Origin of the sequence: Streptomyces sp. 147326 (genome assembly GCF_045000215.1) — a bacterium.
Classification (GTDB): Bacteria; Actinomycetota; Actinomycetes; order Streptomycetales; family Streptomycetaceae; genus Streptomyces.
Window position 1 is genome coordinate 4,048,891 of record NZ_CP134201.1, and the last position, 26,126, is coordinate 4,075,016.

A 26,126-nucleotide genomic window follows, 5' to 3' on the forward strand; every position below is an offset into this window, starting at 1 on the left:
GGTGCAAGTCCCCGCCCGGGCCTACCTGCTCAGGCCGCGGAACCTCGCCACCGCCAGCGGGAAGAAGACCGCCAGCAGCAGGAGCGGCCAGCCGACCGCGAGCAGCGCGGCGTGGTCGGAGGCCCAGGACGGGGACGCCGCGGCCGGGTTGCCGAACAGGTCGCGGACCGCCGTCGCCGTCGCCGACATCGGGTTCCATTCCACCACCGTCCCCAGCCAGCCCGGCATGGACTCCGGCGTGGCGAAGGCGTTGGAGAGGAAGCCCACCGGCCACACCAGGATCTGCACCGCCTGGACCAGCTCGGGCCGGCCCGCGACCATGCCCAGGAAGATTCCGATCCACAGCATCGCGAAGCGCAGCAGCAGGAGCAGTACGAAGGCCAGCAGCGCGGCCGCCGGCGAGCCGTGCCAGCGCCAGCCGAGCAGCAGGCCGACGCCCGCCAGGACCGCCAGCCCCACGGCCGACTGGAGCATGTCCGCCGCGCTGCGGCCGACCAGGACGGCCGAGGAGGACATCGGCATGGCGCGGAACCGGTCGATCACCCCCTTGCCCAGGTCCTGGGTGACCGCCGTCATGGTCGCCTCCAGCCCGAACGCCATGGTCAGCGCGAGCATGCCGGGCACGAGGAACTCGACGTACTCGCCGTCGATCCCGCGCCCGCCGCCGACCAGGAAGCCGAACATCAGCAGCATCATCACGGGGAAGACCAGGCCGACGACCATCTGCACCGGCTGCCGCGCCCAGTGGGCGAGCTCGCGCCGGGTCATCGTCCAGGAGTCCACGGCCACCCAGCCCGCCGCGGACATCGTGTGCTGCGTCATGCGGCCACCTCCGCGGCATCCGTGCGGTCGGTGGCCGTGCGGTCGGTCAGGTGCAGGAAGACCTCGTCGAGCGTGGGCCGCCGGACCGAGAGGTCCGCCGCCTCGATGCCCGCCCCCTCCAGCGCCCGCAGGGTCAGGGCCAGGCCGGCCATGCGGTCCTCCACCGGGAAGCCCAGGGTGAGGGTGTCCGCGTCCACGGTCGGGTCCGGCAGCAGCGCCGCCGCCTGCGCGAGCCGGGCCGGGTCCCGCAGGACGACGACGATCCGGTCCGGCCCGACCCTGGACTTGAGCTCGTCGGCCGTGCCTTCGGCCGCCACCCGGCCGGCGTCGATCAGCGCGATGCGGTCGGCCAGCTGGTCCGCCTCCTCCAGGTACTGCGTGGTCAGCAGGACGGTCGTGCCGCCGCCCACCAGCGAGCGGACCGCGCTCCACACCTCGGCGCGGCCGCGCGGGTCGAGCCCGGTGGTCGGCTCGTCGAGGAAGAGCACCTCGGGTTCGGTGATCAGGGACGCCGCGAGGTCGAGCCGGCGCCGCATGCCACCGCTGTACTGCTTGACGGGCTTGCGGCCGGTGCCGGCGAGGCCGAACCGGTCCAGCAGCGCGTCGGCCCGCAGCCCGGCCCGCCGCGCACCCAGGTGGTGGAGGCGGCCGAACATCTCCAGGTTCTGCCGCCCGGACAGTTCCTCGTCGAGCGCCGCGTGCTGGCCGAGCAGCCCGATCCGGGCCCGGACGGCCGCCGGGTCCTTCCGTACGTCGTGGCCCGCCACCCGGACCACGCCCTCGTCGTGCCGCAGCAGGGTGCTCATGATGCGGACCGCCGTGGTCTTCCCGGCTCCGTTGGGGCCGAGCACGGCGTGCACCGTGCCGCGCGCCACCTCCAGGTCCAGCCCGGCCAGGGCGGGCCGGTCCGCGTACCGCTTGTGGACACCTTCGACGAAGATCGCCAACGCGCTTCCAACTCCTCACGCTCAGCTCATTAGTCAAATTTGAGTAGCAGGGCCGTCAAAGTAGTGCCCCGGAGCGGGCTAGTCAAACTTGATTAGGCGTAGGGGTTCTCCTGGCCGTCCGCCAGGACCCCCACGAACGGGTCGCCGCCCTCGTCGGCGAAGGAGTAGGCGCCCTCCTCGATCCGGGCGATCAGCCCACGGGTCCACTCGGCCTCGGCGTCCGCGGAATGGACCCAGCGGTGCATGATCTCGCCGATGTGGCCCAGCGCCTGCGGGCCCTCCTCGGGCGTGTAGCAGTCCGTCACCGACGTCCGCCAGGCCGCCAGCTTCGCCAGCCGCTCCCGCAGCAGGGCGAGGACCTCCGCCCGGGGCAGGTCGACCATGAAGCCGATCGCCGCCGAGAGGAGGTCCGTCTTCTGGTCGAACGCCGCCAGGGCCTCGCGGAGCAGCTTGAAGTACTCCTCGCGGCCCGCGTCCGTCACCTCGTACTCCGTGCGCGGCGGACCGCCCGCCGCGCTCGGCGCCACCTCGTGGGCGTGCAGGACGCCCTGCTTCGCCATCTGCTTGAGCGCGTGGTAGATCGAGCCGGGCTTGGTGTTGGACCACTCGTGGGCGCCCCAGTACTCCAGGTCGTTGCGCACCTGGTACCCGTGCGCCCGCCCGTGCTGGCGGACCGCGCCGAGGACGAGAAGCCTGATCGCTGACATGCGGCCAGGCTAGTGGCCGGGCCCTCAGCCCATGGCGCGGGTGCCGTCCAGGGACTCCCGGACGATGTCCGCGTGGCCCGCGTGCCGGGCGAACTCCTCCACCAAGTGCAGGAGCATCCAGCGCATCGAGACCTTGCCGTCCTTCGGGAACCAGGGCGCCGGCGGGAGCGGGAAGGTGTCGTCCAGGCTCGGCAGGCCGGCGACGAAGGCCTCCGTCTCCTGCCGAACCCCGTCCCAGAAGGCCAGGACGGACGGGATCGACTCGTCCTCGACCAGCCGGAAGGCCTCGCCCCAGGTCTCCTCGGTGCGCTGCCGCTCGTTCGGTACCTGCTGGGCCAGCCGCAGCCAGCCCAGCTCGACCTCGGCCACGTGCTTGAGCACCCCGGACAGGGTGAGCTGGCTGACGGTGGTGCGGCTCGCCGCCTGCTCCTCGCCCAGCCCGAGGAGCGATTCGCGGATCGCCGTGCGCTGGGCTTCGACGAAGGCGAGGAGCGTGCCGCGCTCGTCGCCGAGGACCTCGGTGGAAATCTGAGCCATGACCTGACCGCCTCTGCGTGGGATGTGCCGGGGGCCCTCCCCCCGACACCTCACACGCTACGGAGCCTTGCGGTCAGCTCCTGTCCTAGATGCCCGCTCAGTTCGGGGAAATCTCCCCGTCCGGCCGAACCGCCGGCAGCGCGGTGGCGGGCTGCGGGAGCAGGGCCTTGGTGAGGTCCTGCCTGCCCGTCGGGTCCAGCCCGTACATCGCCTCGTAGATCTTGCGGACCGCCGGTCCCGACGCACCGGAGCCGGTGCCGCCCTGGGAGATCGTCATGACGATCGCGTAGTCCTCGGTGTAGGAGGCGAACCACGAGGTGGTCTGCTTGCCCTGGACCTCGGCCGTGCCCGTCTTGGCGTGCATCGGGATCTGCTTCTGCGGCCAGCCGCCGAAGCGCCAGGCGGCGCTGCCGTTGGTGGCCACACCGGCGAGGGCCTCGTCGATGTCGTCGCGGGTCTTGCGGTCCATCGGCAGCTTGCCCTGCTCCTTCGGCGCGATCTCCTGGACCGACTTCCCGTCGGCGCTGACGACCGCCTTGCCGACGCTGGGCTGGTGGAGGGTGCCGCCGTTGGCGATGGCCGCGTAGACGGAGGCCATCTGGACCGGGGTGACGAGCGTGTCGCCCTGCCCGATCGAGTAGTTGATGGCGTCACCCTCGCGCAGCTGGTTGCCCTGGCGGCAGTTCTCGTAGGCGATCTTCTCGGCGAAGCTGCCGTTCTTCTTGCCGTCCCGGCACCAGGCGTCCTTGTTCGCGTCGAAGAAGTCCTGCTTCCACTTGCGGTCGGGGATCCGGCCGGGGACCTCGTTCGGCAAGTCGATGCCGGTGCGCTTGCCCAGACCGAACTCGTGCGCGGTCTTGAGGAACCAGTCGTGCGGGTCCTTCTTCGGCTTGATGCCGCCGTCCTTCTTCCACTCCTGGTCCGCGATGGCGTAGTAGACCGTGTCGCAGGAGACCTCCAGGGCCCGGCCGATGGTGATGTCACCGTGGCCCTGCGACTCGAAGTTCGTGAAGGTCTGGCTGCCCACCGAGTACGAGCTGGGGCAGGGGTAGCGGTTGTTGAACGGGTACCCGGCATTGACCGCGGCGGTCGAGGTGACCACCTTGAAGATGGAGCCCGGTGCCGCCTGGGCCTGGATCGCCCGGTTCAGCAGCGGGTAGTTGGACTCCTTGTCGGTGAGGCCGGCGTAGTCCTTGGCGGAGATGCCGCCCACCCAGGCGTTCGGGTCGTAGGTCGGGTTCGAGGCCATCGCGACGATGCGGCCGGTCTTGGCCTCCATCACCACGACGGAGCCCGAGTCGGCCTCGTAGTTCCTGCGGGTGTTCTTGTCGTAGACCCTGCGGGCCTCGATCATCGCGCTGTTCAGCTCGCGCTCGGCCACCGCCTGCACGCGCGAGTCGATCGAGGTCACGATGTTCGAGCCGGGCTGCGCCGGGTCGGTCTCGCCCTGCCCGATCACCCGGCCGAGGTTGTCCACCTCGTAGCGGGTGATGCCCGCCTTCCCGCGCAGCTCCTTGTCGTACGTGCGCTCCAGGCCGGAGCGGCCCACCTGGTCGGAGCGCAGGTACGGCGAGTCGGACTTCTTGGCCTTCGCGATCTCCTCGTCGGTGACCGGCGAGAGGTAGCCCAGCACCTGGGAGGTGTTGGCCTCGTCGGGGGCCGCGTAGCGCCGCAGGGCGGTCGCCTCGGCCGTGATGCCCGGGAAGTCCTCGGGGTGCTCACGGATCTGCAGGGCCTGCTCGGTGGTCGCCTGGTTGCTGACCGGGATCGGCTGGTACGGGGATCCGTTCCAGCAGGGCTGCTTGGTCTTGGCGTCGCAGAGCCGGACCTTGTCGATGACCTCCTGGGCGTCCACGCCCAGCACCCCGGCGAGCCGGGTCAGCACGGACTTGCCCTTGTCCTTCATGGTCAGCAGCTCGGTGCGGCTGGCGGAGACCACGAGGTGGGTGGCGTTGTCGGCGAGCGGAACCCCGCGCGAGTCGAGGATCGAGCCGCGCACGGCGGGCTGGACCACCTGCTGGACGTGGTTGTTCTTCGCCTCGTCCGTGTACTCCTGGCCATTGCGTATCTGGAGGTACCAGAGCCGTCCGCCCAGGGTGAGCAGCAGCGAAAAGACCACGATCTGGATGACGACGAGCCGGTTCTGGACCCGAGGGGTCCGTCCGGTCTCCGGTATGTTGCTCAACGCTGATCTCCCCCGGACGCATGCCGTACGCCCGGCTGAGTCTAGAACGGGAAGCGGCTCCGCCCGTGCTGCACAGAGATCCACTTTTGGGTGGTGAAGGCCTCGACCGTGGCCTCGCCGTTGAGTCTGCCCAGGCCGGAGGCTTTCTCACCGCCGAATGCGGCCAGCGGTTCGTCCCCGATCGTGGAGTCGTTGACGTGCATCATGCCCGTCTCGATGCGCTGCGCGAAGCGGACCCCGCGCTCGACGTCCCGGGTGTGCACGGCGCCGCTCAGGCCGTACGGGGTCGCGTTGGTCAGCCGTACGGCCTCGTCCTCGCCGTCGAAGACCACCAGCAGGGCCACCGGGCCGAAGATCTCCTGGCCCAGCAGCGGGGAGTCCTCGGGGAGCCCGGCGAGCACCGTCGGTTCGACGAGGTTGCCGCGCGTAGACCCGCGTACGAGCGCCTGGGCCCCTGATTCCACGGCCTGGTCCACCAGCGCGGTCAGGGCGTCGGCCTGGAAGGAGTTGATCAGCGGGCCGATGTGGGTGTCGGCATCGTGCGGGTCGCCGGTCCTCAGTCCCCGCACGCGGGCGGTGAACTTCTCGGTGAACTCCTCCGCGACGGCCGCGTCGACGAGGATCCGGTTGGCGGCCATGCAGACCTGGCCCTGGTAGACGAAGCGGCTGAAGACGGCCGCGTCCACCGCGTAGTCGAGGTCGGCGTCGTCGAGGACGACGAGCGCGCTGTTGCCGCTGAGCTCCAGGACCGTGCGCTTGAAGTGGCGGGCGGCGACCGCCCCGACGTGCCGACCGACCCGGTCCGATCCCGCGAAGGAGATCACCTTGGGGACGGGGTGCGTCAGGAGCGCGTCGCCTATCTCGGCTATGTCGGTGACCAGGACGTTCAGCAGACCGGCCGGCAGTCCCGCGTCCTCGAAGATCTTGGCGATCAGGCCGCCGCCCACGACCGGCGCGTTCTGGTTGGGCTTGATGACGACCGCGTTGCCCAGCGCCAGGGCCGGACCGATCGACTTCAGGGTGACCAGGAAGGGGAAGTTGAAGGGGCTGATCACGGTGACGACGCCGACGGGGAGCCGCTGGACCCGGTTCTCCTTGCCCTCGACCGGCGAGGCGAGGATCTTCCCCTCGGGGCGGACGGCCAGCTGGATCGACTCGCGGATGAACTCCTTGGCGAGGTACACCTCGTACTCGGCCTTGGGACGGGTCCCGCCGAGCTCGTCGATCATCGCCTCGACGATCTCCTTCTCGCGCTCCTCGGTGATCCGCAGGGCGCGCTCCAGGACCGCACGTCTGATGTAAGGGCTCGTGGCCGCCCACTCCGGCTGGGCGCGCTCGGCACCGCGGTAGGCCTGGTCCACCTGCTCGACGGTGGCCACGGTGATGGCCGCGAGCTTCTCCCCGTTGTACGGGTTGACGTCGATGATGTCCCACGAACCGGTGCCGGCCAGCCATTCGCCGTCGATGTACTGGTGAGCCAGGTCGCTGAATATGGACATGCCATCCCTTACTGCGAGCGCGCACCCGTGCGCTGCACCGGAGACCGATCGGTCATCATGCACTGATCAGACGTCATACTACGTGCGAATCAAGACAGTTGAAGCAGGCCACGAAGAAGATCCCTGGTCCGGTCGGGGTCGGGGCAGTCGGCCTGGAGCCGCTCCATCGCCCGCTCGTACTGACCCACTTCCTCGTCCTTGTCCAGGTAGAGGGCACTGGTGAGCTGTTCCAGATAGACGATGTCCTGGAGGTCCGACTCGGGGAAGCGCAGCAGGGTGAAGGCTCCGCTCTCTCCCGCGTGGCCGCCGAAGGAGAAGGGCATCACCTGGAGCTGCACGTTGGGCCGCTGGGAGACCTCGATGAGGTGCTCCAGCTGGCCGCGCATGACGTTGCGGTCCCCGTACGGGCGGCGCAGCGCGGCCTCGTCGAGGACGGCGTGGAAGACCGGGGCGCTCTCGGAGACGAGGACCTTCTGCCGTTCCAGGCGCAGGGCGACGCGGCGGTCGATCTCGGCGGTGGTGGCGCCGGGCATGCCGCGGCTGACGACGGCGTGGGCGTAGGCCTCCGTCTGCAACAGGCCGTGGACGAACTGGACTTCGTAGATCCGGATGAGCGAGGCGGCGCCCTCCAGGCCGATGTACGTCTGGAACCACCCGGGCAGCACGTCGCCGTAACTGTGCCACCAGCCGGTCGCGTTGGCCTCGCGCACCAGCCCCAGGAGGGACTCGCGCTCGGAGGTGTCCGTGACCCCGTAGAGCGTCAGGAGGTCCTCGACGTCCCTTGCCTTGAAGCTCACCCTTCCCAACTCCAAGCGGCTGATCTTCGATTCGGATGCGCGGATCGAGTAGCCGGCCGCCTCACGGGTGATGCCGCGGGATTCTCGGAGTCGCCTGAGCTGGGAGCCCAGGAGGATGCGGCGCACCACAGAACCGCTTGCTTCTGCGGTCACTAGTACTGCCCTCCCCATCGCATTGGCGTGCGCGTGGTGTGCGCGTGCGTCGCGGGGCCCCCGTACCCCAGGGCCCGCAGTCTGCCACCAAAACGCATCGGGTCGTACTCGTTCTGTAACGGAATCCCGCCTCCGGGAAAAGAAATCCGTAAGGATGCGTAGGAAGAAATGAGCAAGAACCGTCACGTGAGTGGACAGGTCCGGCTCGTGCACGTGCATCTGCCCTTGCATCCGGCTCGCGCATTCGGAACGATGGTCCCCCCGCACCTGCGTGCTCTTCGCGCCGGCGCCGGACCCACCCCGCAGTTCTCTTTGGACAAAGCCGCCGCTTCGTCCGCGAATCCCGGGAGTGCCTCGCATGGGGACGAATGGATCGACCATGCTCGAGCCGTTACGGCAGGGGCTTCCCCCGGTCGACCCCACGGCTGTCTCCGGGTCCGCCTCCTGCGCTCTGCCCGCACGGTTCGAAGCGGTGCGGGGCGCGCGCACTTTCACCCGGTCGACCCTTTCCCAGTGGGGCCTCGACGACCGCTTCGACGATGTCGCCCTGGTCGTCTCCGAGCTCGTCACCAACGCGTTGCGCCATGCCCTGCCCGAGGATTCGCGGGGCCCGGACGCCGAGCCGGAGCCGCCGGTACGGCTGCACCTGATGCGGTGGAGCACCCGGCTGGTGTGCGCGGTGCGCGACCCCAGCGAGGACCGGCCCGGCGGGGCCTTCTCACCGGAGCGCACGGAGGAGAACTTCGACCTGGAGTCCGGGCGCGGGCTGTTCCTGGTGGATTCGTACAGCGACAGCTGGGGCTGGCACCCGCTCGCGGGGCGGCTCACCGGCAAGGTGGTCTGGGCGCTGTTCCTGCTCCAGGACTGACGGACTGACACAAGAGCGACGGTCAAGACAACTGGCCGGGACCGATCACTGCGATCGGTCCCGGCCAGTGCACGTGCATGGCTTGATGGGTGCGCCGTTCCGTCAGCCGATCAGGTGATCGAACTCGCCGTCCTTGACGCCCAGGAGCAGGGCCTCTATCTCGGCCGGCGTGTAGACGAGTGCCGGTCCGTCCGGAAAGCGCGAGTTGCGCATGGCGACGTCGCCGCCGGGCAGCTTCGCGAACTCCACGCAGGAACCCTGCGAGTTGCTGTGTCTGCTCTTCTGCCACGTCAGCTCAAACAAGGAAGCGAGTTCTGCAGCTGCCATCCCGTTGTACGCGTGGTCCACAGGAAGCCCCCGATAGTGCAGATGTCAACTCCTCCGGATCATAGCTGTGTTCATAAGCGGCTGCACGGGCAGATGCACGTGCACGCGGGGTGGCCCCTTGATCACAGACAGGTCCGCCCTCCCGGCCGAAGGGCCTCGGACACCTGGAACACCTCGTCCAGCGAGTCCAGCAGCTGTTCGGTTCCAAGAGGCGGCCCGGCATGGCCCGCTCGCTGGGCAGATCGGCGCGGATCCTGGAGTCGGAGGCGCGGGCCCTGCGCGCGGAGGACGACCCGAAGCCCTGACCGGCTACCGGGGCAGGGGCCTGCGCTTGCCGCCCATGTGGGCGCGATCGGCGGCGGCCGTGCCGTCCTCCCAGCCCGCGTGGTCGGTGGCGCCGCGCAGCCGGGTGGTCGTGGTGCGGGGGAACATCTCGTCCGCCCGCGAGGTGACGGCGACATCGCGGGCCACCAGCGCGGGCAGGTTGTCGGGGGCCTCCGTGGCCGTGTGCTCGGCCGTCTCGGCGAGCCGGTGGCCGAGCCTGCTGGCGTAGGCGAGCAGGAAGGACTGCCTGAAGGTCTTCGTCCGCTTGCGTCCGCCCGAACGCTGCGCGGCCTCGGCGCGGGTCATCGCCGCCGTGCCCTGGACGAGCAGCGAGGTGTAGAGCAGCTCGACCGCCTCCAGGTCGCTCTCGAACCCGACCACCGTGGAGAACTCGAAGCCGCTGTTCCACACCGCCCGGCACCGGTTGGCGGTGGCCACCGCGTCGAGCAGCACCGCCTTCGCCTCCTCGTACGGCGGCTCGACGCCGATCCGGCAGGCCCCCGGCACCTGCGCCGGAGCGCCGCCGCGCGCGGCCAGCAGCGCCTCGTCCACGGTGTGCCGGGCCATCAGCTCCTGGGCCTTGGCGCTGAGCGCCTCCGCCTCCTCCGGGAAGGTGGTCGCCTCGGCCTTGGCGAGCAGCGCCCGGATCCGTCCCAGCATGCGCGGCTCGATGTGCGCGTGCTCCAGGGCGTCGGCGGCCGGGTCGCCGGGAACCGGACCCACCGGTTCGATGGACGGCAGCCGGATCAGCAGCCGCAGCACCTCCAGGAAGGCGGTGGCCAGCGTGAACCGGTCCGCCCGTTCCCGCTGCGCGAGCCGTTCGGCGTACGTGTCGTCGCCCGTCCACCACACCTCGGCGTCGGTCCACCGCTCGGGAAGCCGGGCGTAGCGGCGCGCCTCGGCGGCGATCAGGTCCCCGGTGATCCGCAGGTGCTGCTCGTCGAGGTCCCGCCGGACCAGCCGCAGCACATCGGCCGGCTGCCACCCCCGCTCCCAGCCCTGCCGTACGTACGCCTCCCCGCGCGCCAGCAGCTCCCGCCCGACCGCACCCCACCGCCCCTGATCGGCGACGAGCAACGAGGCCCCGGTGTCCAGCCCGGCATCGTCCTGGGCATAGAGGGCGGCGGCAAAGGCCCGGTCAACGGTCTCGGCAAGGTCTGTCACACCTCCCAGCTTGGCATGAGCCGTTTCCAGCCCTTCTGGCGCCCGAAGCACGGGCCCGGGGCTACGCCCCAGCCTTTCTCCAGCCCAGCCACACCACTCCAGCCCCGCCGGCGTTTGAGGCGCGGGGTCCGGGGCGGCGCCCCGGTCTTTAAGCCCCGCCGGCGTTTGAGGCGCGGGGGTCTGGGGGCAGCGCCCCCAGCAACGGCGCCGCGCCCGGCCCGGTGGCCGGGCCCCGGCCCGGCTCCCCACCCCTGTCAGACCCCGGTGGGACACTCGCACCCATGAGCGACCGCACCCCCCGCTGGGCCCTCGCCGAGGACGCCGACGGCTGGTGGCACGCCACCCCCGTACCCCCCACGGACGGCGAACGGCTCCGCGTCCGCGACCCCGCCGACGCGATCCGCTCCGCCCCGCCCGGCACCCGCTGGGTCTGGCGGTCCACCGCCGCCGTGTACCCCCGCCTGCTCGCGGCCGGCGCCCGCGTCGAGCGGTGCCACGACATCGAGGACGCCGAGCTGCTGCTCCTCGGCCACGAGGGCCGCTTCGGCGAGCCCCGCTCGGCCGCCGCCGCCTGGGCCCGGCTCACGAACGCCCCCGTACCGCCCGATCCGCCGCAGCGCGCCGCGGAGCCCCGCGCCCAGGACTCGCTCTTCGACCCGCAGCCGACCCCCGTCCCCCTGGACGCCCTTCTCGCCGTCCACGCCGACCAGGCGAAACGGCTCGAGGCCACCGCCCACCCCGACCGGATGCGCCTGCTCACCGCCGCCGAGTCCGCGGCCTTCCTCGTCGCCGCCGAGATGAACCGCGCGGGCCTGCCCTGGCGGGCCGACGTACACCGCGCCCTGCTGACCGAGCTGCTCGGCGAGCGGTACGCGGGCGGCGGGGAGCCCCGGCGCCTCGCCGAGCTGGCCGACCGCGTCTCGGCCGCCTTCGGCAGACGGGTGCGCCCCGACCTGCCGGCCGACGTCATCAAGGCGTTCGCCGAGGCCGGGATCAAGCTCAAGTCCACCCGCCGCTGGGAGATCCAGGAGCTGGACCACCCGGCCGTGGAGCCGTTGCTCGCGTACAAGAAGCTGTACCGGATCTACACGGCCCACGGCTGGGGCTGGCTCGCGGACTGGGTCCACGACGGTCGCTTCCGCCCCGAGTTCATCCCCGGCGGCACCCTGACCGGCCGCTGGGTCACCAACGGCGGCGGGGCCCTGCAGATCCCCAAGGTGATCCGCCGGGCCGTGGTCGCCGACCCCGGCTGGCGGCTCGTCGTGGCCGACGCCGACCAGATGGAACCGCGCGTGCTCGCCGCGATCTCCCGCGACCCCGCCTTCATGGAGGTGGCCGGCCGGCCGGAGGACCTCTACACCGCCGTCTCCCGCCAGGGCTTCTCCGGCGACCGGGACAAGGCCAAGATCGCCGTCCTCGGCGCCGTCTACGGCCAGACCTCCGGGGACGGCCTGAAGAACCTGGCCGCGCTTCGCCGCCGCTTCCCCCGGGCCGTGGCGTACGTGGACGACGCGGCGAAGGCCGGCGAGGAGGGCCGGCTCGTACGGACCTGGCTCGGCCGCACCTGCCCGCCGCCCGTCTCCGCCCGCGACGCGGACGGGGACGGCGACCCGGGCGAGGGCGAGGCCGGGATCCCGCAGGACGGCGACGGCGACGCCTGGACCCCGAGCTACGCCTCCACCAACACCCGGGCCCGCGGCCGGTTCACCCGTAACTTCGTGGTCCAGGGCAGCGCCGCCGACTGGGCCCTGCTGCTGCTCGCGGCCCTGCGGCAGGCGACCGCCGGGATGCGGGCCGAGCTGGTGTTCTTCCAGCACGACGAGGTGATCGTGCACTGCCCCGCCGAGGAGGCCGAGGCCGTCGTGGAGGCGATCCGCGCCGCCGGCGACCGGGCCGGCCGGATCGCCTTCGGCGACACCCCGGTCCGGTTCCCGTTCACCACGGCGGTCGTGGAGTGCTACGCCGACGCCAAATAGGGGCCGGTCGGACCGGCTGGGTCCTCTCTTCCGATCTAGTTCCGGGTCCGGTTCCACCCCGGGGCGAGCGCGATCTCCTTCAGCTGGTCCAGCGTCAGCGCGGGCTGGTCGCGGGTGGCCGTGCCGCTCTGATTGGCGGTGTTGTAGGCGGCGACCACCACGCGCAGCCCGTCCGTGCGCAGCGTGTCCACCTTCCATTCGATCACGCCCTTGCCCTTCTCGGCGGGGCCCTGCCCGACGTTCACCAAGGTGCCGTCGGGCAGCGGGGGCTGATTGAGGCCGGGGAAGCCCGAGACGCCCTCGCTCCGGCTGACGCTCAGCGAGACCAGGGACTTGCCCTTGCCGTCGTCGAACACGATGTAGCCGTGTCCGCCCTCCCCGCCCTTGGAGAGGACCGGGATCTTGATCCCCATCCCGGCCACCAGGTCTTCCAGTGCCCCCGCGGCCTCCCGGTCCCGCAGGGCGGCCGACGACCCCGGCCGGGCCGAGGGTTCCGGATCGGGCTCGGGCGCCGGCAGGTCGTTCAGCGCCGGCTGCCAGAGGGCCGAGGTGACCACGGTCTTCAACTGGTCCGTCGTCAGCGGCGGGTTGCTCCGCGAGACGGGGGCGCCCTTCTCGGCGGGGGCGTTCCACTCGGACAGCTCGACCAGGAAGCCCTGCGGGGTCGCGAGCACGGCCCGCCAGACCTTGGTGTCCTCCCGCCGGTCCGGGTACTCGTACCCCTTGAAGACCAGCAGCCTGGAACCGTCCGCCAGCTGCTCGGTCCGGCAGTAGTCGTACTCCTGCAGGTTCTTGTCCCCGCACTCGGTCGTCGCGCGGGCGTGGCTGCCGTCCGGGTCCACCCGGCTGAGGCCGATGCTGACGGCCGCCCTTCCCTTTCCGTCGTCGTACACGCCGGAGGCCAACGGCACCTGGTCGTCCGAGCCCCGCCCCGCGGGCTCGGTCAGCTGCCCGCCGGGCAGGAGCGCCCGCAGGTTCGCGATCATCTGCTCCGCGGTGACGACGCCGGAGCCGGCCAGCGGCCCCTTGTCGTCCCCGGCGGGCGTGGTCGGCGGCGCCGCGGCGTGGACCGTACCGGCCCCTCCGGTGCCGTCGAGCAGGCCGCCGGCGTAGGCGCCCGCCGTTGCGATCAGGGCCAGGGCCAGCACGGATCCGCCGGCCGCGGCGGCCTGGCGGCGACGCGCCACCAGCCGTCGGCCGCGCCGCTCGCCGGCGTCCACCAGGGCGTCCCGGTCGGCGGTGAAACCGTCTCCCGCACGCCGGAGGGCTACGCCGAGGTCATCTTCGAAGGGCATGGGGAAGCAGACCTTCCGTTTCAAGGGTGGGGGTGGGGAAAGAGAAGGGAACGCAGAGGAACCGCCGGAGCCCTCAGAGATCGGCGAACGCGGCGAGGCTCCCGCCCAGTTGCTCCCGCAGCCGCGCCAGCGCCCGCGAGGTCCGCGTACGGACCGCCGCCGAGCTGGAGTTCATCGCGTCGGCGGTCTCCTCGACGCTCCGGTCCTCCCAGTAGCGCAGCACCAGCACCGCCCGGTCCTTGGGCGCCAGCCGCCCCAGCGCCTGCAGCAGTGTCAGCCGCAGCTCCGGGTCGGCGCCGCCGGCCGCGGACCGCGCGCCCGAGTCGGGAAACTCCCCGACCGGGCGCTCCCCCGCCGACCGCCGGCGCTGGTGCGTGAGGAAGGCCCGTACCAGCACCGTCTGCGCGTAGGCCGCCGGATTGTCGATGCGGGAGATCCGCCCCCATCGCAGGTACATCCGGCCCAGAGTCTCCTGCACCAGGTCCTCCGCGAGGTGGGTGTCCCCGCTCGCCAGCAGACATGCCGACCGGTACAGGTGGCCCGACCGGCCCGCCGCGAACTCACGGAACCCGTCTCTGCGAACCTGCCCCATGTGCTCTCCCTCGCGTCCGTCTCACCCCATTGACGCGACGGCGGCGCGACAATGTTTCATCCCCCGACCGGAGTTGGTCATCCCAGGTCGTGGAAGTACACGTGGAACTCCTCGCGGACGAAACCCTCGGCCTCGTACAGCCCCTGCGCGACCGTGTTGTCGTACGCGGTCTCCAGCTGCACGCCGGACACCCCGGCCTCGCGGGCCCGGCGCAGCACCTCGCGCAGCAGCGCCCGGCCGGCGCCGGTGCGGCGGCCGGCGGGGGCCACGTAGAGGTCGTTGAGCACCCAGGCGGTACTGAGGGAGAGGGACGAGAAGGCGCGGTAGACCTGAGCGAAGCCGACCGTCCCGAGCTCCGGGACCTCGGCGAGCAGGACGAGCGACTCGTCCTTCGCGATCCGCTCCGCGAGGAAGGCCCGCGGGCCGTCCGGGTCTTCGAGGTCCACCTCGTAGAAGTCGAGGTAACCCCGGAACAGCGCGGCCGCCGTGTCGACGTCCGCCTCGCCCGCGGCCCGGACCGCCACCGCGCCCTCCCCGTGCGGGGGCTGGATGTCCTGCTGTGCTGCTGCCTGACCGCTCATGTACGTCTCACATCTCCCTGGAGGGTGTCTCGCGCGCCGGGACCATGGTGCACGGGCGGCGCGGATCCGCACCAGCGGTTGCGAGGCGGCCTGTTCAGTGCCCGGTGACGGGCTGGGCGGGCAGGGTGAAGACGTGCCCGGGGGTCACGATCTCGGTGATCGCCCGGCCGAACAGGGTGCTCGGCTCGCTGCCCTGGTAGGCGATGTCCGTGTTGAGCAGCACGACCAGCGTGGCCTGCGCCTGCGGCAGGTAGACGGTCAGCGACTGGTAGCCGGGCAGTGAGCCGTTGTGCCCGATCCAGCCCTGGACGTTGAAGATGCCCAGGCCGTAGCCCGCGCCCGGGAGCGCGTCGATCACCTTCAGCCGCTCGGCCTGGGTGGCGGGGGTCAGCAGGGTTCCGGTCGCCAGGGTCTTCGCCCAGCTGCGCAGGTCGGTGAGGTCGGAGATCATCGCGCCGGCCGCCCAGCCCCAGGAGGGGTTCCAGTCGGTGGCGTCCTCGGTCTTGCCGGTGGCCGTCTGGTCCGTGTAGCCGTGGGCGTGCGGACTGGGGAACTCCGCACCCGTGGGGAACAGGGTGTGTCTCAGCCCGGCCGGTTTGACGACCTCCCGGTCGATGTAGTCGGCGAGGGGGATCCCGCTGACCTTCTCCACCACCAGCCCGAGCAGGATCAGGTTGGTGTTGCAGTAATCGAACTTCGCGCCCGGTTCGAAGAGGACCGGGTGCTTGAAGGAGTACGCGAGCAGCTCCTGCGGCGTGAAGGGCCGCCGGGGATCGCTGGTCAGCGCCTTGAAGAAGCTTTCGTCCGCGGAGTAGTTGAACAGTCCGCTCCGCATCTCGGCCAGCTGGCGCAAGGTGATCCGGTCGCCGTTCGGGACCCCCTCGACGTACTTGCCGATCGGGTCGTCCAGCCCGACCTCGCCCTCGTCCACCAGATCCAGCAGGGCGGTCACGGTGAAGGTCTTCGTCTCGCTGCCGATCCGCATGTTCAGGCCGGGGGCCATCGGCGCGCCCGTCGCCTTGTCGGCGATGCCGAAGGACCGTACGTACTCGCCCTTGCCGGGCGCCGACAGGGCCACGATCACCCCGGGCACCTTCGCCTCGGTCATGACCTTCCGGATCGCATCGTCCAACTGCCGGGCCACGGCGGGCGTCAGCTGCGGAAACCCGTCGGAGGCGGGGGTGGGAGACGGAACCGGGACCGTCGCCGCCGGCGCGGACGCCGCCGCGTCCCGCGCGGATGCCACCGCCGGTCCGGCCCCGGCCGCGACGGGCAGCAGCAGGAGGCCGACCGCTGCCGCCGCCACGGCTGCTGACCTGCGCCTGTATGCAGTCATACCCGGCCTCCTCGCACGCCAGGACAGGAGCCCACACCATCCAACGTAGCCCTGCGCCCCCGGCCGGGCGACCCGAAGGGACATGCGGAAGTAGTCTAAAAATCTATTCTAGAAAGGGTCCTTTACCGGCCACACTCTCCCCATGAGCGATGAGCAGTGGCGCGGCGGCTTCGGACCCCCGCCCGAACCGTTCGAACCGCAGCCGCGGCCGCAGCCGCCCGCGGAGGCAGGGCCGCCCGCGGAGGCAGGGCCGCCGGCGCAGGCACAGCCACAGCCACAGCCCCCGGCGCAATCACAGCCACGACCGGTCCCGGCGCCCGGCGGCCCCGCGGGGGGCGGGGGCCGCGGCGGCCGGTTCAAGGGCCGGTCGGTCGTCCTGACTGCACTGGCCGTGGCCGTGCTGCTCACCGTCGGTGGCGGCGTGTACCTCGCGGTCGGCGGCGGCCGCGGCGAGCCGTCGCGGGCCCAGCCCTCGTCCTCGCCCTCGATCGACAAGGGCGACGGCAAGGGCCCCGGCGTCGGCCCCGACACCTACGACCCCAACGCCGGCATCCGGCCCGGTGAGGCCCGGGTCTGGCTGCGCGACAACCAGGTCGAGCTCGCCGGCTCGGGGACCTCCCAGTACGGCCCGTGGCGGGTGGGCGACGTGGTGGTCAAGGCGATCGCCACCGAGCTCAACGCCTACGCGGCGGCCGACGGCCAGGACCGGTGGAAGCTCCCGCTGCCGACCCCGCTGTGCGGGGTTCCGCCGGCCCCGACCGCGGACGGCAAGCTGGTCGTCGCGGTGAAGGAGAGCGCCTCGGACACCTCGCACTGCACGCACCTCCAGCAGATCGACCTCGCCACCGGCAAGGCCGGATGGAAGGTACCGGTGCCGGCGGAGAACGCGTACGACACCTCACTGCAGTTCGAGATGGCGGTCAGTGGTGACACCGTGGCCGTGGCCCGGTCGGCGGTCATGAGCGGCTTCTCGGTCACCGACGGCAGGAAGCTCTTCGGCACGTCGAAGACGGACGGCTGCACCCCGTCCGCGTTCGCCGGGGGATCCCGGCTGATCGGCATCCGCAACTGCTTCGACCGGAGCGACGCCGGCGCGCGCGGGCAGTCGATGGTCGAGGAGCTGGATCCGGCCACGAGCACGCCCAAGTGGAGCTACAAGTACGACAAGGGCTGGACCGTCGGCCGGGTGCTCTCCGTGGACCCGCTGGTGGTGGCCGCTCACCACGAGGACCGCAAGACCTGGAATATCACGGCGTTCGCGGCCGACGGCAAGGTCCGCTCGCAGAGCGCCGCCGGGTTCGGGGTCAGCGGCCGGTGCAACGGCTTCGGCAACGCGAGCGGGTTCCAGGAGTGCTACGCCGCCGTGGCCGACGCCGACACCCTCTACATCGGCGCGGGCAAGCCCGCCACCACCCTCGACACCGAGGACACCAACATGGTCGTCGCCGTCGACCTGAACACCGGCAAGGAGCGGTGGCGCACCGCGGAGCAGCCCAAGGGCCGCACCATGTGGCCGCTGGCGATCGAGGAGGGCAGGGTCCTCGCGTACGTCTCCCCCGGCAGCGGCGCGGCGGGCTCCGTCGTCTCGCTGGCACCGGCGGACGGCTCCTCGCAGCCCGTCCTGCAGAGCCCGGCCGTGTCCGCCGGAGCCGCGAGCGTCTTCTACTCCCACGGCGTCCGCATCAGCTGGGCTGGCGGACGGCTGTTCCTGCTGAACGGCCGGGTCTACGGCCCGGAGCCCAAGAAGAAGAGCCGCGCCGTCCTCTCGTTCGGCAAGTAGCGTCCGCAGTCCCGCACCCCAGGAGGGGCACGTGCAGAACCCGTACCAACAGCCGAACCAGCCCGGCGCCCTGTACCAGCCGCCGCCCCTCCAACAGCCCCCGGAGCCCCGGCGCAAGCCCACCGGCAGGCTCATGACGGCGCTCACGGCACTGGCCGCCGTGGCGGCCACCGCCGTCGTGACCGCCGTCATCATGGCCAGGGACGAGCCGGAGGGCCCCCCGGACCCCTCCAAGCCGCTCATCGCGGGCTGGAAGACGGTGGTCAACCCCAAGCACGGCACCGCGTTCGACGTCCCGGCGGACTGGGAGGTCCTCTCGCCCGACGTCTTCAGCGGCCACGCGGACGACAAGGACCCGGACAAGATCCTCATCGGACACACGGCGCCCGCCTTCTACAAGTCCGAGTGGTGCAGCATCGACGCCAACGGCGACGGCACGGTCTCCGACTTCCCGCTCGGCAGCGTCGGCACCAAGGGGGCCGAAGGCGCCAAGGACACCACCGAGGTCGCCGAGAAGAACGCCCCGACCTGGGTCTACGCCGCCTACACCCAGCCGGACAAGAGCGTCGTGAAGTGGGACAAGCCCGTGGAGTACACGACGAAGTCCGGCCTCAAGGGCACCTACGTCAAAGCCCGCTCCCAGGGCGCCGCACAACCCAACCGCTGCGCCGGCGACGGCCAGGCGATCGCCTTCGGCTTCAAGAACGCCGAGGGCGCCTTCGTGGCCTGGGACTTCTACGGCCGCACCGCCGTCCCCGGCGCCGTCCCCGACTCCCTGATCATGCGCATCCTGAGCACGGTCCGCCTCACCCCCACCTCCACCACCCCCACGCCCACCCCATGACCCAGGCCGGCGGGCAGACCAGGACCATCACTCGCCGTCGACGGAGGCGAGGCGTCGCCTCCGTGCGGTGACGACCCCTTCGTCACCGCCTTAGATCAACTTTCGGGGGCCACGGTTACGGGTAGTCAGCACGCATATCCGTTGATCACTCTTCGCAGTGGACCGTCTCCTGGGCCAGAACCCCGAGCCGACGGCAGGAGTTCCCATCCACAGACACACTCCTCCAGAAGGGGACACGGATGGGCACGCTCCTCACGACCCGGATCCTTGCCGTTCTCGCCACGACGGCCATGCTGGCCGTCTTACCTCCCGCCGAGGCGCACGCCGGCGCCATCGGCTCAACACCTGTCGCCGGCTTCGACTACCAAGTCGGCGGAGTCACCATGACCGTTCCGACAGGCTGCATGTTCACCCACGTCATCCGCGGCGACGGCAGGAAGATCACCTACCAGAACGCCGGTGTCGACTGCGGTTTCGTCGGAGCCCTCAACGCAGGCTTCTGCAACTGGCGCATCGACTTCACCTACGCGGACACCAACAACAAGATCTACCGCACCTCCCCCGGCAAGACGCACACCGAGTGCGAGATCCACCCGATGCGCGACAACAAGCCCCAAACACTTCCCCGCTACGGCAAGGCATGCGCACACCTCAACATCAACGGCGTGCGCCGGGTCAGCCAGTGCCACCACATCACGAAGTGAGCCGCACATGACCACCCAGCCCACCTCCGAGGACCCCGCCTGGGAAGCCAAGCGCCGACGCGCCGGCATCGCCGCCTTCCTCATCGGCGTCGCCGTGTCCTTCGCCTTCTTCGTCTTCTTCCCCGGCCTCCCCCACGTCGTCGACTGGGGCGCCATCATCGCCTCCCTGGCCGTCGGCGGGCTCGCCCGCTGGGCATGGCAGTCCCACATGACGCGGAAGCACACCGCTCTCAGGTAAGGCCCACTGATCGTCGGGCGAAGCCCGTGCTCCGAGCGGATCCGATTCCGGAGCGAGCGCGGCTCGAGACGAACCCACGGTCCTGAAGCAGGAGATGGGGCTGGTCCGACCCCGTGGCGTTCAGCAGAGCCCGTCCGTCGTCATCGCGGAGTGGCTCATGCTGAGAAGAAATAGCAAAAGCCCCAGGTCACGGCGAGTGAGAATCCTGGGGCTTCTACAGAGCCGCCTTCGGGATTCGAACCCGAGACCTACGCATTACGAGTTGTCCGATCCCGTTCCGCAGGCATCCACAGCAGTCTCCGACGAACCCAAACCCCCTGCTCCGAGCACGTCCCGGACATAAGCAGCCGCCTGCACACACTCTCGGATCCAGCCGCGATCGAGCCCACAACTGAGACCGGATCACGCCTGTCAGGCACAAGAGGAGCACGCGTACACCAGGTCGTCCTGCTCCAGGAAGAGGCCAGCAGCGCCTCTTTCAAGGTCGATGCCCGCATGCCCTGCGGCTCTGCCGGCCAAGCCGACTAGCGGGCGTAGGAGTACACCAGCACGACGACCATCAGGACGCCCAGCATAGCGAGACCCCCACCGCCGTAAACCGCCCCCGGTTGGCACGAGGTTGCGGCCGCCGATGCTTTACGTCCGAGTGGCTGGGTTTACATTGGGCAAGATTCGGCGACTCTTTGACATTCTGACGGCGCAAATGTTAAGGCGTCAATTTCACTCAGGATGGATGGAGTGCAACGGGCCCGTAGGCTCTGCCGCAGTACCCTTTCGCAACGGGTGAGTCAGGTTGCATGACGATAATGAGAGGCAGAGACTGAAGCTGAGCATCTCAGTTTCGGAACCTTACGGGCAGGTAAGGGCACCCCCGCGTGCGGACTAGCGTTCGACTCCCGCGGACCTTCGATCCCGCACTTCAGGGTGACCATGACCGCAGACCGTCGCGGGATTTTTCACAACAGCACAACGGCCCGCAAAGGGGAAATGCAATGCATTACAGGCGATATCTGGCGGCATTGAGTGCACCCCTCCTCGCTTCCCTGGCAGTTTCTGGAAATTTCACGGCCCAGGCCTCGGCAGCAACGCAGCAGGCAGAAGTCGCGTCGATGCCAAGCGTTTGCAACCTGGTGAACGCGAACAACTCCCCCTACTATCAGGGGTGCGTCATGGGGTCGCGCGCTGGAAGAGCCTCAGGCATGCGTGACGGCATGGCGTGTCGGCCACCCAATTCCCACCCCGGATTGAGGCCTCCCGGGGCAGGCAGATACGCAGATGGCTTCCAAGACATATATTCAACGGTCTACTGGTTTGAGTACAACCAGGCGTTCGCGCGGGCGAGATGCAGGGAAAAGACCACCCCGCCTTCCCCGACTGGACAGAATTACTACGAGAAAGGATTTGCCGCAGGCCAGAAAGCGGGCAGCGAGCGTACCGACAACTGTCCTCAGCCGACCGGCAAGTTGATTGTGCCTAGGGAGGGAGGGGCGGAATTCAGGCGGGGTTGGAACGCTGGATGGGCCGCGGCGACAACTTGCGTCAGGTGAACATCGAATTGTGGGATGAGGTGGGTGTAGGCGCGGCCGTGGCAAACCTGAGCAGGGCTCGGACGTCCGTCATGTTGGACGTAATCAATGACGCGTCGCCTACGAGCCGGCTCCGCAGGCCTCGGTAAGAGGCACCATCAGTGACGCATGAGGTCGGCGAGTGGGAGACGTGCTGACTGGGCTGAGGTTACTGTCGCAGGACCGGTCACGGTCCCACGACAAGACGACTGGTGAAGCCACTGGAGCAGAGGCGCGAATAGGCCTCGGAGACGGCGGGCGGAACGTCTTGGGGGATCAGGAAACCTAGCTGCGGGTATACCAGCAGCCGTTGCTGCGCGCCGACGAGCATGTCGAAAACCAACCGGGGATCCTGGATCGAATCCACATACTCCGCGAGCGTCGTAGGCGCGGACGCGCTGGTGATCTCCACCTCCGACCAAAGCTTGCGGGCTGTCGCGTAGGCCCGCCGCTCCTCGTACGGCTTGCTGACCAGGAGCACCGACTCGACGCGCACGCCCTGCTCAGCAAGCAGCGACCGGGAGAGGAGGATGTTCTCGCCCGTGTTCCGCGCGTGCGGCTCCACGAGCACAACAAAGGCTGGCACGCCCAGTTCCAGCGCCCGCTCGCGGTAGTGCTCCGCCTCGCCGCGAGGCATCCGCTCGCGCGTCGTCCGGCTGGTGGCGCCAGTGAACACGATCAGCGGCGCCATGCCGCGGTGGTAGAGGTCGGCCGCAACGTCGGCGACCCCCAGGTCGTGGCTCCCGAGCCCAATGGCCACCGAGCAAGGCCGTAGCTCATGGTGCATTTGCTGGAAGTCCCACAGCTGCTCGGCATCAGCCCAGTTCTGCGACGTGATCACGGTGTCGCCTCTCGCGCCGAGTCAGGGACATGGAAGTCGTAGGCCCAGGCAAACCTCGTGGCCGCATGCAGGCCGATGGCGAACTCAACCACGGTTCCGTCCGCCGTGTACGTGGTGCGGTGGAGTTCAACCACCCATTCGCCGGGGGCCAATTGGAGGAGCGCCGCCTCGTCGGAGGTCGCGACGCGCGCGAACAGCTCTTCACGCATGTGGTCGATCTCGTACCCGGCGTCGTACAGGACCCGAAAGCCACCACCACGGCCGGCCGGACCCGGGCTCGGGTCAACGATCCGCGTTCCCTCGACGTGCTCGGGTCGGTAGTAGCTGGTCAGCGTGTGCGTCGGCTGATCGCCTTCCTTCACGAGCCTGGCCCGCGCGTACACTTCGGCGCCCTCAGGAAGCCCGTGCGCCGCAGCCACCAGTGGAGGCGCCGGCACGCGACTGACGCTCTGCGTCTGCTCGCCGCGCTTGTAGGCCCGGCCCGACGCGACCCGGTCGGCGATGAACGCGACCTCGTCGCCGTCCCGCCACTTCGCCTTGTCGTACCGAGCGATGCCGAGCCGCTTCAGCGGCGCCTGCTCCCGCACAACCGTCCCATGGCCCCGCGAAGAGGTGACCAGCCCTTCTGCTTCGAGGGCCTTGTATGCCGCGTGAACGGTGGACTTCGAACCCTCACCCGCGTCCACCAGGTCGCGGATATGCGGTAGCTGCTGGCCAGGGGCGTAATCGCCTCGCCGGATCCGCTCAGCCAGCTTGTCGGCCAGCTCTCGCCACTTCGGTGCCACGCGAACTCCTCTCGATGGAGTCCAGTCAAACACAGTCCTAGGACTGTTGACAGTCCTAGGACTGTGCGTCCATAGTCAACCAAAGACGCCCGCAGTCCTAGGACAGCAGGCGGGGAGGGCCCTTCCTTGGGCTGCTCTCGGCGCCCGGAGAGCTCCGGCTCGAAGGAAGCGGTGGTGCCTTGAGAACTCAACAGTGGACATGAATCTTGATCTTCAACCTTCCGGGCCTTAGCCCGGCCGGTTGCCTCCTCCGCCCGTCCGGCGCTTCGGCGTCGTACGGGCGGGGTCGAGGGGAGCCGGAGTTCTTCCGCTTCACCCGCAACGCAGTGCAGCCCCCGGCGCGGGAACGCCGGGGGCTGCTGAGTCCCGTTCCTCTCTCGAAGGAGCAAGACCCATGAAGTCCATCGCTGCACTTCAGAAACTCGTTACCCCGTGGTCCGACGGCTTGGAGCCGTCGGACGCGGAGCTGGGCGCGATCGAGCAGGAGTTGCCGCTGATCCTGGCGGAGCGTGACCTGCTGGACGCGCAGATTATGACGCTGGACCGGATCCCGACCGAGGTCGACGCCCGGCGGATCCGGCGGGCCCGTAACCGGGTCCTGGTGGCCCAGCGGGACCTGGCCAACCGCACCGCCGGATCGACGGCCTCGGGGGATGCGGCATGAGCAAGCAGATCTTCGGAGCGCAGTTGTCCCTGCGCTGCTGCGGTACCACGGCCCCGGAGCGGACGGCCGGCCCGTGCTGGCAGTTGTACGTGGCCATGACCGGTTTGGTCAGCGAGTGGCCCACCTTCACCTGGCCGGCATCCACCGTGATCCCGACGTTCTACCAGCGCCAGGCGGCTCTGGCCTATCTCGGGTTCGTGATCGTCAAGGACGCCGAGTGGGAGTGGACGGAGCACACCGGCCCGGACTATCACCCGCACCCGGTACGGGTGCTCCTCCTGGGCGCGGTGAAGGTCCGGCCGCTGGAAAACGGTGCGGTATGAGGATCCTGCGGAAGCTCTTCAGGCTGCCCCGGCCCGCCTCGCCGCCCGCTCCGCCCGCCGAGTACGAGGTGGACGACTGGATGGGCGAGTCCTGGATCTGGGAGCCGGGCGACCTCGACGAGGAGGCCGACCGGTGAACCGCAACGCCAAAACCCTCCTGGTGCTCGCCCTGGTGGCCGTGGTCGGCATGGCCTTCCGGGTCTCCTGGAACGCGCTGCGGGACGTGGCTCGGGCAATCGGCGCGGACGGCACAGCGGCGACGCTGTACCCGTTCGTCGTCGACGGCCTAATGGCCCTGGCTCTGGTCGCCGCCCTCGTCCTGACCGGCGAGGCCCGCACGTTCGCCCTTCGGGTGCTCGCCGCGTACACACTCGCCTCGCTCGTCCTGAACTACGTCCATGGCCTGCTGCCGGAGCTGCACAGCGAGTCGATCGGCTGGACTCGACTGGCCTCGGGCGACTGGGCGCACTACGCGCTGGTGCTGCTGGCGACGTCGCTGCCGGTCGGGTCGATCTACTTCGGCTCCGATCTTGTCGCCAAGGTCCTGCACCACCGGCCCCCGATCGAACCGACTGTGCAGGAATCGGTGCAGATCGATGTAAATCGGTCGATGGTTGAGCAGGGAGAACCAGCGATCGAAGAGGCCACGCGGCCGCCTGCTCTGGAGCCGGTGCCGGTCGATGTGCTCGAGGTAGTCGACCCGATCGCCGTCCGGGTACCGGTCGCTGCTGCTGAGGCTCCGCGTTCGCGTCGGGCGACTGGTCGGGTCCCGGAGTCGGCCCGATCGGCTCGACCGGTCCGCACGCCGGAAGAGCTTCTCTCCGAGGCTCGAAGCATCACGGAAGCGTGGCCGGTCGAGGACCTGACTGGTGAGCGGATCCGCAAGGCTCTGCGCACGTCCCCGGCCAAGGCCCGCGTCCTGCGCGAGGCCTTGAAGGGCGAGCGGGCCGCGAATGCTGCCGCTGGGGCGGTGGCCGGATGACCCTCTGCATCGATCCGACCGGCGCCCGGTACGGGATACCCACTTTCCCCTGGCGCCTGGCCCCGGACGGGCTGGCCACACGCCGTCAGTTACGGGCGCTGGGGCTCCGGCCCGGGGGTCAGGACATCGCGGGTCAGGTGCTGCGTCCGCGGTTCCGGCGTGGCCCGTTGGCCGCGTTTCTGTACCGCGTTGACCGGGCGCTGCCGGTCCGGCCGATGACCCCTGCCAAACAGGCGGCCCTGGACCGGGCGAACGCGGCCCGCCGTACCTGCCCGTCCTGCCGGACGGATGCCGGATACGTCATCCCGGCCTCGCTCGGCATGTGCGTCCCCTGCGCCTACCCCGAAGCCTCCTAACGGGAGATGACCGTGAACCACCTGCCCGAACCCGTCCGACCGACCGGCGTCGTGCAACTCCCGGACGGGACCCACGTCTACGCCGAGAACCTGCCCGCCACATACGCCGGCCCGCAGGTCGTCCACCAGCACATCCACCAAGCCCCGCCGGACCGCACCGTCCAGCGCATCGCACTCGGCTCCGGCGTCGGAGCCGGAGCGGTTGCGGCCGGCGTGTACTTCGGCCCGCTCCTGGTAGCGGCCCTGACCGCGATCGCCGCGAACTTCGCGTTCCTGGCCTTCCTCGCCCTGATGCTCGGCTGGGGCGTCCACACCGTCGTGAAGTCGGTCGGCAGCCCCCAGGGCGCCGTAGCGGCGATGAACGTGCACAAGGCCCGCCGCCGCGGCTGACCCCTCCCCTCACCGTCTTGAGGAGTTCTCGCATGCTCACGATCGTCAGCCGCTACCTGCTCATCGCCCTGGTCGGCCTCGCCCTCGGAATGGCCCTGCTGTGGGTCCAGCGGACCTGCGGCCGCCACATCGGATGGACCGCCCTCCTGGCCGTTGAGGCCGCACTCGCCATCCGGATCCTGCTGCTCTCGCGCCGTCGCTGACGGCTGCCCGATCCACCCGCCCCGGGCGGGTGGTGAGGGGGAGCCGGACAGACCGGCCCGGAAGGAGCTGCACGCCATGGCGAAGGACCCGAAGTTCACCGCTCGTGAGGTCGCGCAGATCGGCTGGTACACGGCCCGGATGGCCAAGCGCGGGATCGCCGGAGAGAACGTTCACCTCGGTGACCTGGAGCGCAAGGTCGAGCGGATCATCGACGGCGCCCGCGAACGCGAAGGCAAGCAGGCCGCCGACGCTGCTGCGGCCGAGAAGGCCGCCCGCAAGGCCGCGGCGAAGGCCAAGAACCGCAAGTAGCTGTGCCCCCGGAGCGGCCGTCCCGGCCAAG

General features: G+C 70.2%; 29 protein-coding genes. 14 read left to right on the forward strand and 15 right to left on the reverse strand.

Features of this window, described 5'->3' with window-relative positions:
* Nucleotides 1-21: 21 nt before the first annotated feature.
* The 7 genes from RIU97_RS18100 to RIU97_RS18130 all read right to left on the reverse strand — a co-directional run bounded on the left by RIU97_RS18100 (nt 22) and on the right by RIU97_RS18130 (nt 7,665).
* The gene (locus tag RIU97_RS18100; protein ID WP_404957999.1) at nt 22-822 is read right to left on the reverse strand and encodes an ABC transporter permease; all 801 of its coding nucleotides are present in this window, start codon (nt 820-822) and stop codon (nt 22-24) included.
* Nucleotides 819-1,769, reverse strand: coding sequence for an ATP-binding cassette domain-containing protein (locus RIU97_RS18105; RefSeq protein ID WP_404958001.1), 951 nt, complete (start codon nt 1,767-1,769; stop codon nt 819-821). Before RIU97_RS18105 ends, RIU97_RS18100 begins: the two co-directional genes overlap by 4 nt.
* A gap of 92 nt (nt 1,770-1,861) precedes the next feature.
* Nucleotides 1,862-2,476, reverse strand: a complete 615-nt coding sequence (locus RIU97_RS18110) for a PadR family transcriptional regulator (RefSeq protein WP_404958003.1) — start codon at nt 2,474-2,476, stop codon at nt 1,862-1,864.
* A gap of 24 nt (nt 2,477-2,500) precedes the next feature.
* On the reverse strand, nt 2,501-3,013 hold the full coding sequence (locus RIU97_RS18115) for a DinB family protein (RefSeq protein ID WP_404958005.1): 513 nt from the start codon (nt 3,011-3,013) through the stop codon (nt 2,501-2,503).
* Between the two features lie 97 nt (nt 3,014-3,110).
* Complete coding sequence (gene mrdA / locus RIU97_RS18120; RefSeq protein ID WP_404958007.1) at nt 3,111-5,198, reverse strand: penicillin-binding protein 2; 2,088 nt, start codon at nt 5,196-5,198, stop codon at nt 3,111-3,113.
* Nucleotides 5,199-5,239: 41 nt separating this feature from the next.
* Nucleotides 5,240-6,697, reverse strand: a complete 1,458-nt coding sequence (locus RIU97_RS18125; RefSeq protein WP_404958009.1) for an aldehyde dehydrogenase family protein — start codon at nt 6,695-6,697, stop codon at nt 5,240-5,242.
* Nucleotides 6,698-6,786: 89 nt separating this feature from the next.
* Nucleotides 6,787-7,665 (reverse strand): helix-turn-helix transcriptional regulator, encoded by an 879-nt coding sequence (locus RIU97_RS18130; RefSeq protein WP_361752510.1) that lies wholly within the window; start codon nt 7,663-7,665, stop codon nt 6,787-6,789.
* Between the two features lie 340 nt (nt 7,666-8,005).
* Between RIU97_RS18130 and RIU97_RS18135 the strand changes: the two genes are divergently transcribed.
* A complete protein-coding gene (locus RIU97_RS18135; RefSeq protein ID WP_404958012.1) occupies nt 8,006-8,515 on the forward strand; it encodes an ATP-binding protein in 510 nt (169 codons plus the stop codon).
* Between the two features lie 102 nt (nt 8,516-8,617).
* Here the strand turns inward: RIU97_RS18135 and RIU97_RS18140 are convergent, their stop codons facing one another.
* Entirely contained in the window at nt 8,618-8,863 is a 246-nt protein-coding gene (locus tag RIU97_RS18140) for a DUF397 domain-containing protein (RefSeq protein ID WP_030656519.1), read from the reverse strand.
* Nucleotides 8,864-9,151: 288 nt separating this feature from the next.
* Nucleotides 9,152-10,330, reverse strand: a complete 1,179-nt coding sequence (locus RIU97_RS18145) for a DUF2786 domain-containing protein (protein ID WP_404958015.1) — start codon at nt 10,328-10,330, stop codon at nt 9,152-9,154.
* A gap of 281 nt (nt 10,331-10,611) precedes the next feature.
* On the opposite strand from RIU97_RS18145, the gene RIU97_RS18150 reads away from it, so the two are divergent.
* On the forward strand, nt 10,612-12,306 hold the full coding sequence (locus RIU97_RS18150; RefSeq protein WP_404958017.1) for a bifunctional 3'-5' exonuclease/DNA polymerase: 1,695 nt from the start codon (nt 10,612-10,614) through the stop codon (nt 12,304-12,306).
* 35 nt (nt 12,307-12,341) lie between these two features.
* On the opposite strand, the gene RIU97_RS18155 is transcribed toward RIU97_RS18150, so the two are convergent.
* From RIU97_RS18155 to RIU97_RS18170, 4 genes are all read right to left on the reverse strand, one after another.
* Complete coding sequence (locus RIU97_RS18155) at nt 12,342-13,601, reverse strand: hypothetical protein (protein WP_404958019.1); 1,260 nt, start codon at nt 13,599-13,601, stop codon at nt 12,342-12,344.
* A 73-nt stretch (nt 13,602-13,674) separates the two neighbouring features.
* Nucleotides 13,675-14,193: a SigE family RNA polymerase sigma factor gene (locus tag RIU97_RS18160; RefSeq protein ID WP_404958021.1), complete on the reverse strand. Its 519-nt coding sequence runs from the start codon at nt 14,191-14,193 to the stop codon at nt 13,675-13,677.
* A gap of 77 nt (nt 14,194-14,270) precedes the next feature.
* The gene (locus RIU97_RS18165; protein ID WP_404958023.1) at nt 14,271-14,774 is read right to left on the reverse strand and encodes a GNAT family N-acetyltransferase; all 504 of its coding nucleotides are present in this window, start codon (nt 14,772-14,774) and stop codon (nt 14,271-14,273) included.
* Nucleotides 14,775-14,868: 94 nt separating this feature from the next.
* Nucleotides 14,869-16,110 carry a serine hydrolase domain-containing protein gene (locus tag RIU97_RS18170; RefSeq protein ID WP_404958024.1) on the reverse strand — a complete coding sequence of 414 codons (1,242 nt, stop codon included), beginning with the start codon at nt 16,108-16,110 and terminating at the stop codon, nt 14,869-14,871.
* A gap of 142 nt (nt 16,111-16,252) precedes the next feature.
* On the opposite strand from RIU97_RS18170, the gene RIU97_RS18175 reads away from it, so the two are divergent.
* The 4 genes from RIU97_RS18175 to RIU97_RS18190 all read left to right on the forward strand — a co-directional run bounded on the left by RIU97_RS18175 (nt 16,253) and on the right by RIU97_RS18190 (nt 19,676).
* Nucleotides 16,253-17,890, forward strand: coding sequence for a PQQ-binding-like beta-propeller repeat protein (locus RIU97_RS18175; RefSeq protein WP_404958026.1), 1,638 nt, complete (start codon nt 16,253-16,255; stop codon nt 17,888-17,890).
* Nucleotides 17,891-17,921: 31 nt separating this feature from the next.
* Nucleotides 17,922-18,734: a hypothetical protein gene (locus RIU97_RS18180; RefSeq protein WP_404958028.1), complete on the forward strand. Its 813-nt coding sequence runs from the start codon at nt 17,922-17,924 to the stop codon at nt 18,732-18,734.
* Nucleotides 18,735-18,973: 239 nt separating this feature from the next.
* The gene (locus RIU97_RS18185; protein WP_404958030.1) at nt 18,974-19,438 is read left to right on the forward strand and encodes a hypothetical protein; all 465 of its coding nucleotides are present in this window, start codon (nt 18,974-18,976) and stop codon (nt 19,436-19,438) included.
* A gap of 7 nt (nt 19,439-19,445) precedes the next feature.
* Nucleotides 19,446-19,676: a hypothetical protein gene (locus RIU97_RS18190; protein ID WP_404958032.1), complete on the forward strand. Its 231-nt coding sequence runs from the start codon at nt 19,446-19,448 to the stop codon at nt 19,674-19,676.
* A gap of 1,752 nt (nt 19,677-21,428) precedes the next feature.
* On the opposite strand, the gene RIU97_RS18195 is transcribed toward RIU97_RS18190, so the two are convergent.
* Both RIU97_RS18195 and RIU97_RS18200 read right to left on the reverse strand, forming a co-directional pair.
* Entirely contained in the window at nt 21,429-22,082 is a 654-nt protein-coding gene (locus tag RIU97_RS18195; RefSeq protein WP_404958034.1) for a YdcF family protein, read from the reverse strand.
* Nucleotides 22,079-22,867, reverse strand: coding sequence for a GntR family transcriptional regulator (locus RIU97_RS18200; RefSeq protein WP_404958036.1), 789 nt, complete (start codon nt 22,865-22,867; stop codon nt 22,079-22,081). Before RIU97_RS18200 ends, RIU97_RS18195 begins: the two co-directional genes overlap by 4 nt.
* Before the next feature lie 394 nt (nt 22,868-23,261).
* On the opposite strand from RIU97_RS18200, the gene RIU97_RS18205 reads away from it, so the two are divergent.
* The 8 genes from RIU97_RS18205 to RIU97_RS18240 all read left to right on the forward strand — a co-directional run bounded on the left by RIU97_RS18205 (nt 23,262) and on the right by RIU97_RS18240 (nt 26,095).
* The gene (locus RIU97_RS18205) at nt 23,262-23,531 is read left to right on the forward strand and encodes a DUF6284 family protein (RefSeq protein WP_404958038.1); all 270 of its coding nucleotides are present in this window, start codon (nt 23,262-23,264) and stop codon (nt 23,529-23,531) included.
* Nucleotides 23,528-23,854 (forward strand): DUF6303 family protein, encoded by a 327-nt coding sequence (locus RIU97_RS18210; RefSeq protein WP_404958040.1) that lies wholly within the window; start codon nt 23,528-23,530, stop codon nt 23,852-23,854. Before RIU97_RS18205 ends, RIU97_RS18210 begins: the two co-directional genes overlap by 4 nt.
* Nucleotides 23,851-23,991 carry a hypothetical protein gene (locus RIU97_RS18215; RefSeq protein ID WP_404958042.1) on the forward strand — a complete coding sequence of 47 codons (141 nt, stop codon included), beginning with the start codon at nt 23,851-23,853 and terminating at the stop codon, nt 23,989-23,991. Before RIU97_RS18210 ends, RIU97_RS18215 begins: the two co-directional genes overlap by 4 nt.
* On the forward strand, nt 23,988-24,836 hold the full coding sequence (locus tag RIU97_RS18220) for a DUF2637 domain-containing protein (RefSeq protein WP_404958044.1): 849 nt from the start codon (nt 23,988-23,990) through the stop codon (nt 24,834-24,836). The genes RIU97_RS18215 and RIU97_RS18220 overlap by 4 nt, the downstream gene beginning before the upstream one ends.
* Nucleotides 24,833-25,192, forward strand: a complete 360-nt coding sequence (locus RIU97_RS18225; protein WP_404958046.1) for an RRQRL motif-containing zinc-binding protein — start codon at nt 24,833-24,835, stop codon at nt 25,190-25,192. The genes RIU97_RS18220 and RIU97_RS18225 overlap by 4 nt, the downstream gene beginning before the upstream one ends.
* A gap of 12 nt (nt 25,193-25,204) precedes the next feature.
* Nucleotides 25,205-25,582: a DUF6251 family protein gene (locus RIU97_RS18230; protein ID WP_404958049.1), complete on the forward strand. Its 378-nt coding sequence runs from the start codon at nt 25,205-25,207 to the stop codon at nt 25,580-25,582.
* Nucleotides 25,583-25,614: 32 nt separating this feature from the next.
* Nucleotides 25,615-25,785, forward strand: a complete 171-nt coding sequence (locus RIU97_RS18235) for a hypothetical protein (RefSeq protein WP_404958051.1) — start codon at nt 25,615-25,617, stop codon at nt 25,783-25,785.
* A gap of 76 nt (nt 25,786-25,861) precedes the next feature.
* Nucleotides 25,862-26,095: a DUF6257 family protein gene (locus RIU97_RS18240; RefSeq protein ID WP_404958053.1), complete on the forward strand. Its 234-nt coding sequence runs from the start codon at nt 25,862-25,864 to the stop codon at nt 26,093-26,095.
* Nucleotides 26,096-26,126 lie beyond the last annotated feature (31 nt).

Bases quoted from the DNA above. Each gene is read 5' to 3' on its own strand.
- RIU97_RS18205 (WP_404958038.1), top strand. From the start codon at position 23,262: ATGAAGTCCATCGCTGCACTTCAGAAACTCGTTACCCCGTGGTCCGAC.
- RIU97_RS18175 (WP_404958026.1), top strand. From the start codon at position 16,253: ATGAGCGATGAGCAGTGGCGCGGCGGCTTCGGACCCCCGCCCGAACCG.
- RIU97_RS18125 (WP_404958009.1), bottom strand. From the start codon at position 6,697: ATGTCCATATTCAGCGACCTGGCTCACCAGTACATCGACGGCGAATGG.
- RIU97_RS18210 (WP_404958040.1), top strand. From the start codon at position 23,528: ATGAGCAAGCAGATCTTCGGAGCGCAGTTGTCCCTGCGCTGCTGCGGT.
- RIU97_RS18165 (WP_404958023.1), bottom strand. From the start codon at position 14,774: ATGAGCGGTCAGGCAGCAGCACAGCAGGACATCCAGCCCCCGCACGGG.
- RIU97_RS18130 (WP_361752510.1), bottom strand. From the start codon at position 7,665: ATGGGGAGGGCAGTACTAGTGACCGCAGAAGCAAGCGGTTCTGTGGTG.
- RIU97_RS18110 (WP_404958003.1), bottom strand. From the start codon at position 2,476: ATGTCAGCGATCAGGCTTCTCGTCCTCGGCGCGGTCCGCCAGCACGGG.
- RIU97_RS18240 (WP_404958053.1), top strand. From the start codon at position 25,862: ATGGCGAAGGACCCGAAGTTCACCGCTCGTGAGGTCGCGCAGATCGGC.
- RIU97_RS18225 (WP_404958046.1), top strand. From the start codon at position 24,833: ATGACCCTCTGCATCGATCCGACCGGCGCCCGGTACGGGATACCCACT.
- RIU97_RS18135 (WP_404958012.1), top strand. From the start codon at position 8,006: ATGGGGACGAATGGATCGACCATGCTCGAGCCGTTACGGCAGGGGCTT.
- RIU97_RS18100 (WP_404957999.1), bottom strand. From the start codon at position 822: ATGACGCAGCACACGATGTCCGCGGCGGGCTGGGTGGCCGTGGACTCC.
- RIU97_RS18235 (WP_404958051.1), top strand. From the start codon at position 25,615: ATGCTCACGATCGTCAGCCGCTACCTGCTCATCGCCCTGGTCGGCCTC.
- RIU97_RS18190 (WP_404958032.1), top strand. From the start codon at position 19,446: ATGACCACCCAGCCCACCTCCGAGGACCCCGCCTGGGAAGCCAAGCGC.
- RIU97_RS18185 (WP_404958030.1), top strand. From the start codon at position 18,974: ATGGGCACGCTCCTCACGACCCGGATCCTTGCCGTTCTCGCCACGACG.
- RIU97_RS18215 (WP_404958042.1), top strand. From the start codon at position 23,851: ATGAGGATCCTGCGGAAGCTCTTCAGGCTGCCCCGGCCCGCCTCGCCG.
- RIU97_RS18170 (WP_404958024.1), bottom strand. From the start codon at position 16,110: ATGACTGCATACAGGCGCAGGTCAGCAGCCGTGGCGGCGGCAGCGGTC.
- RIU97_RS18155 (WP_404958019.1), bottom strand. From the start codon at position 13,601: ATGCCCTTCGAAGATGACCTCGGCGTAGCCCTCCGGCGTGCGGGAGAC.
- RIU97_RS18150 (WP_404958017.1), top strand. From the start codon at position 10,612: ATGAGCGACCGCACCCCCCGCTGGGCCCTCGCCGAGGACGCCGACGGC.
- RIU97_RS18160 (WP_404958021.1), bottom strand. From the start codon at position 14,193: ATGGGGCAGGTTCGCAGAGACGGGTTCCGTGAGTTCGCGGCGGGCCGG.
- RIU97_RS18115 (WP_404958005.1), bottom strand. From the start codon at position 3,013: ATGGCTCAGATTTCCACCGAGGTCCTCGGCGACGAGCGCGGCACGCTC.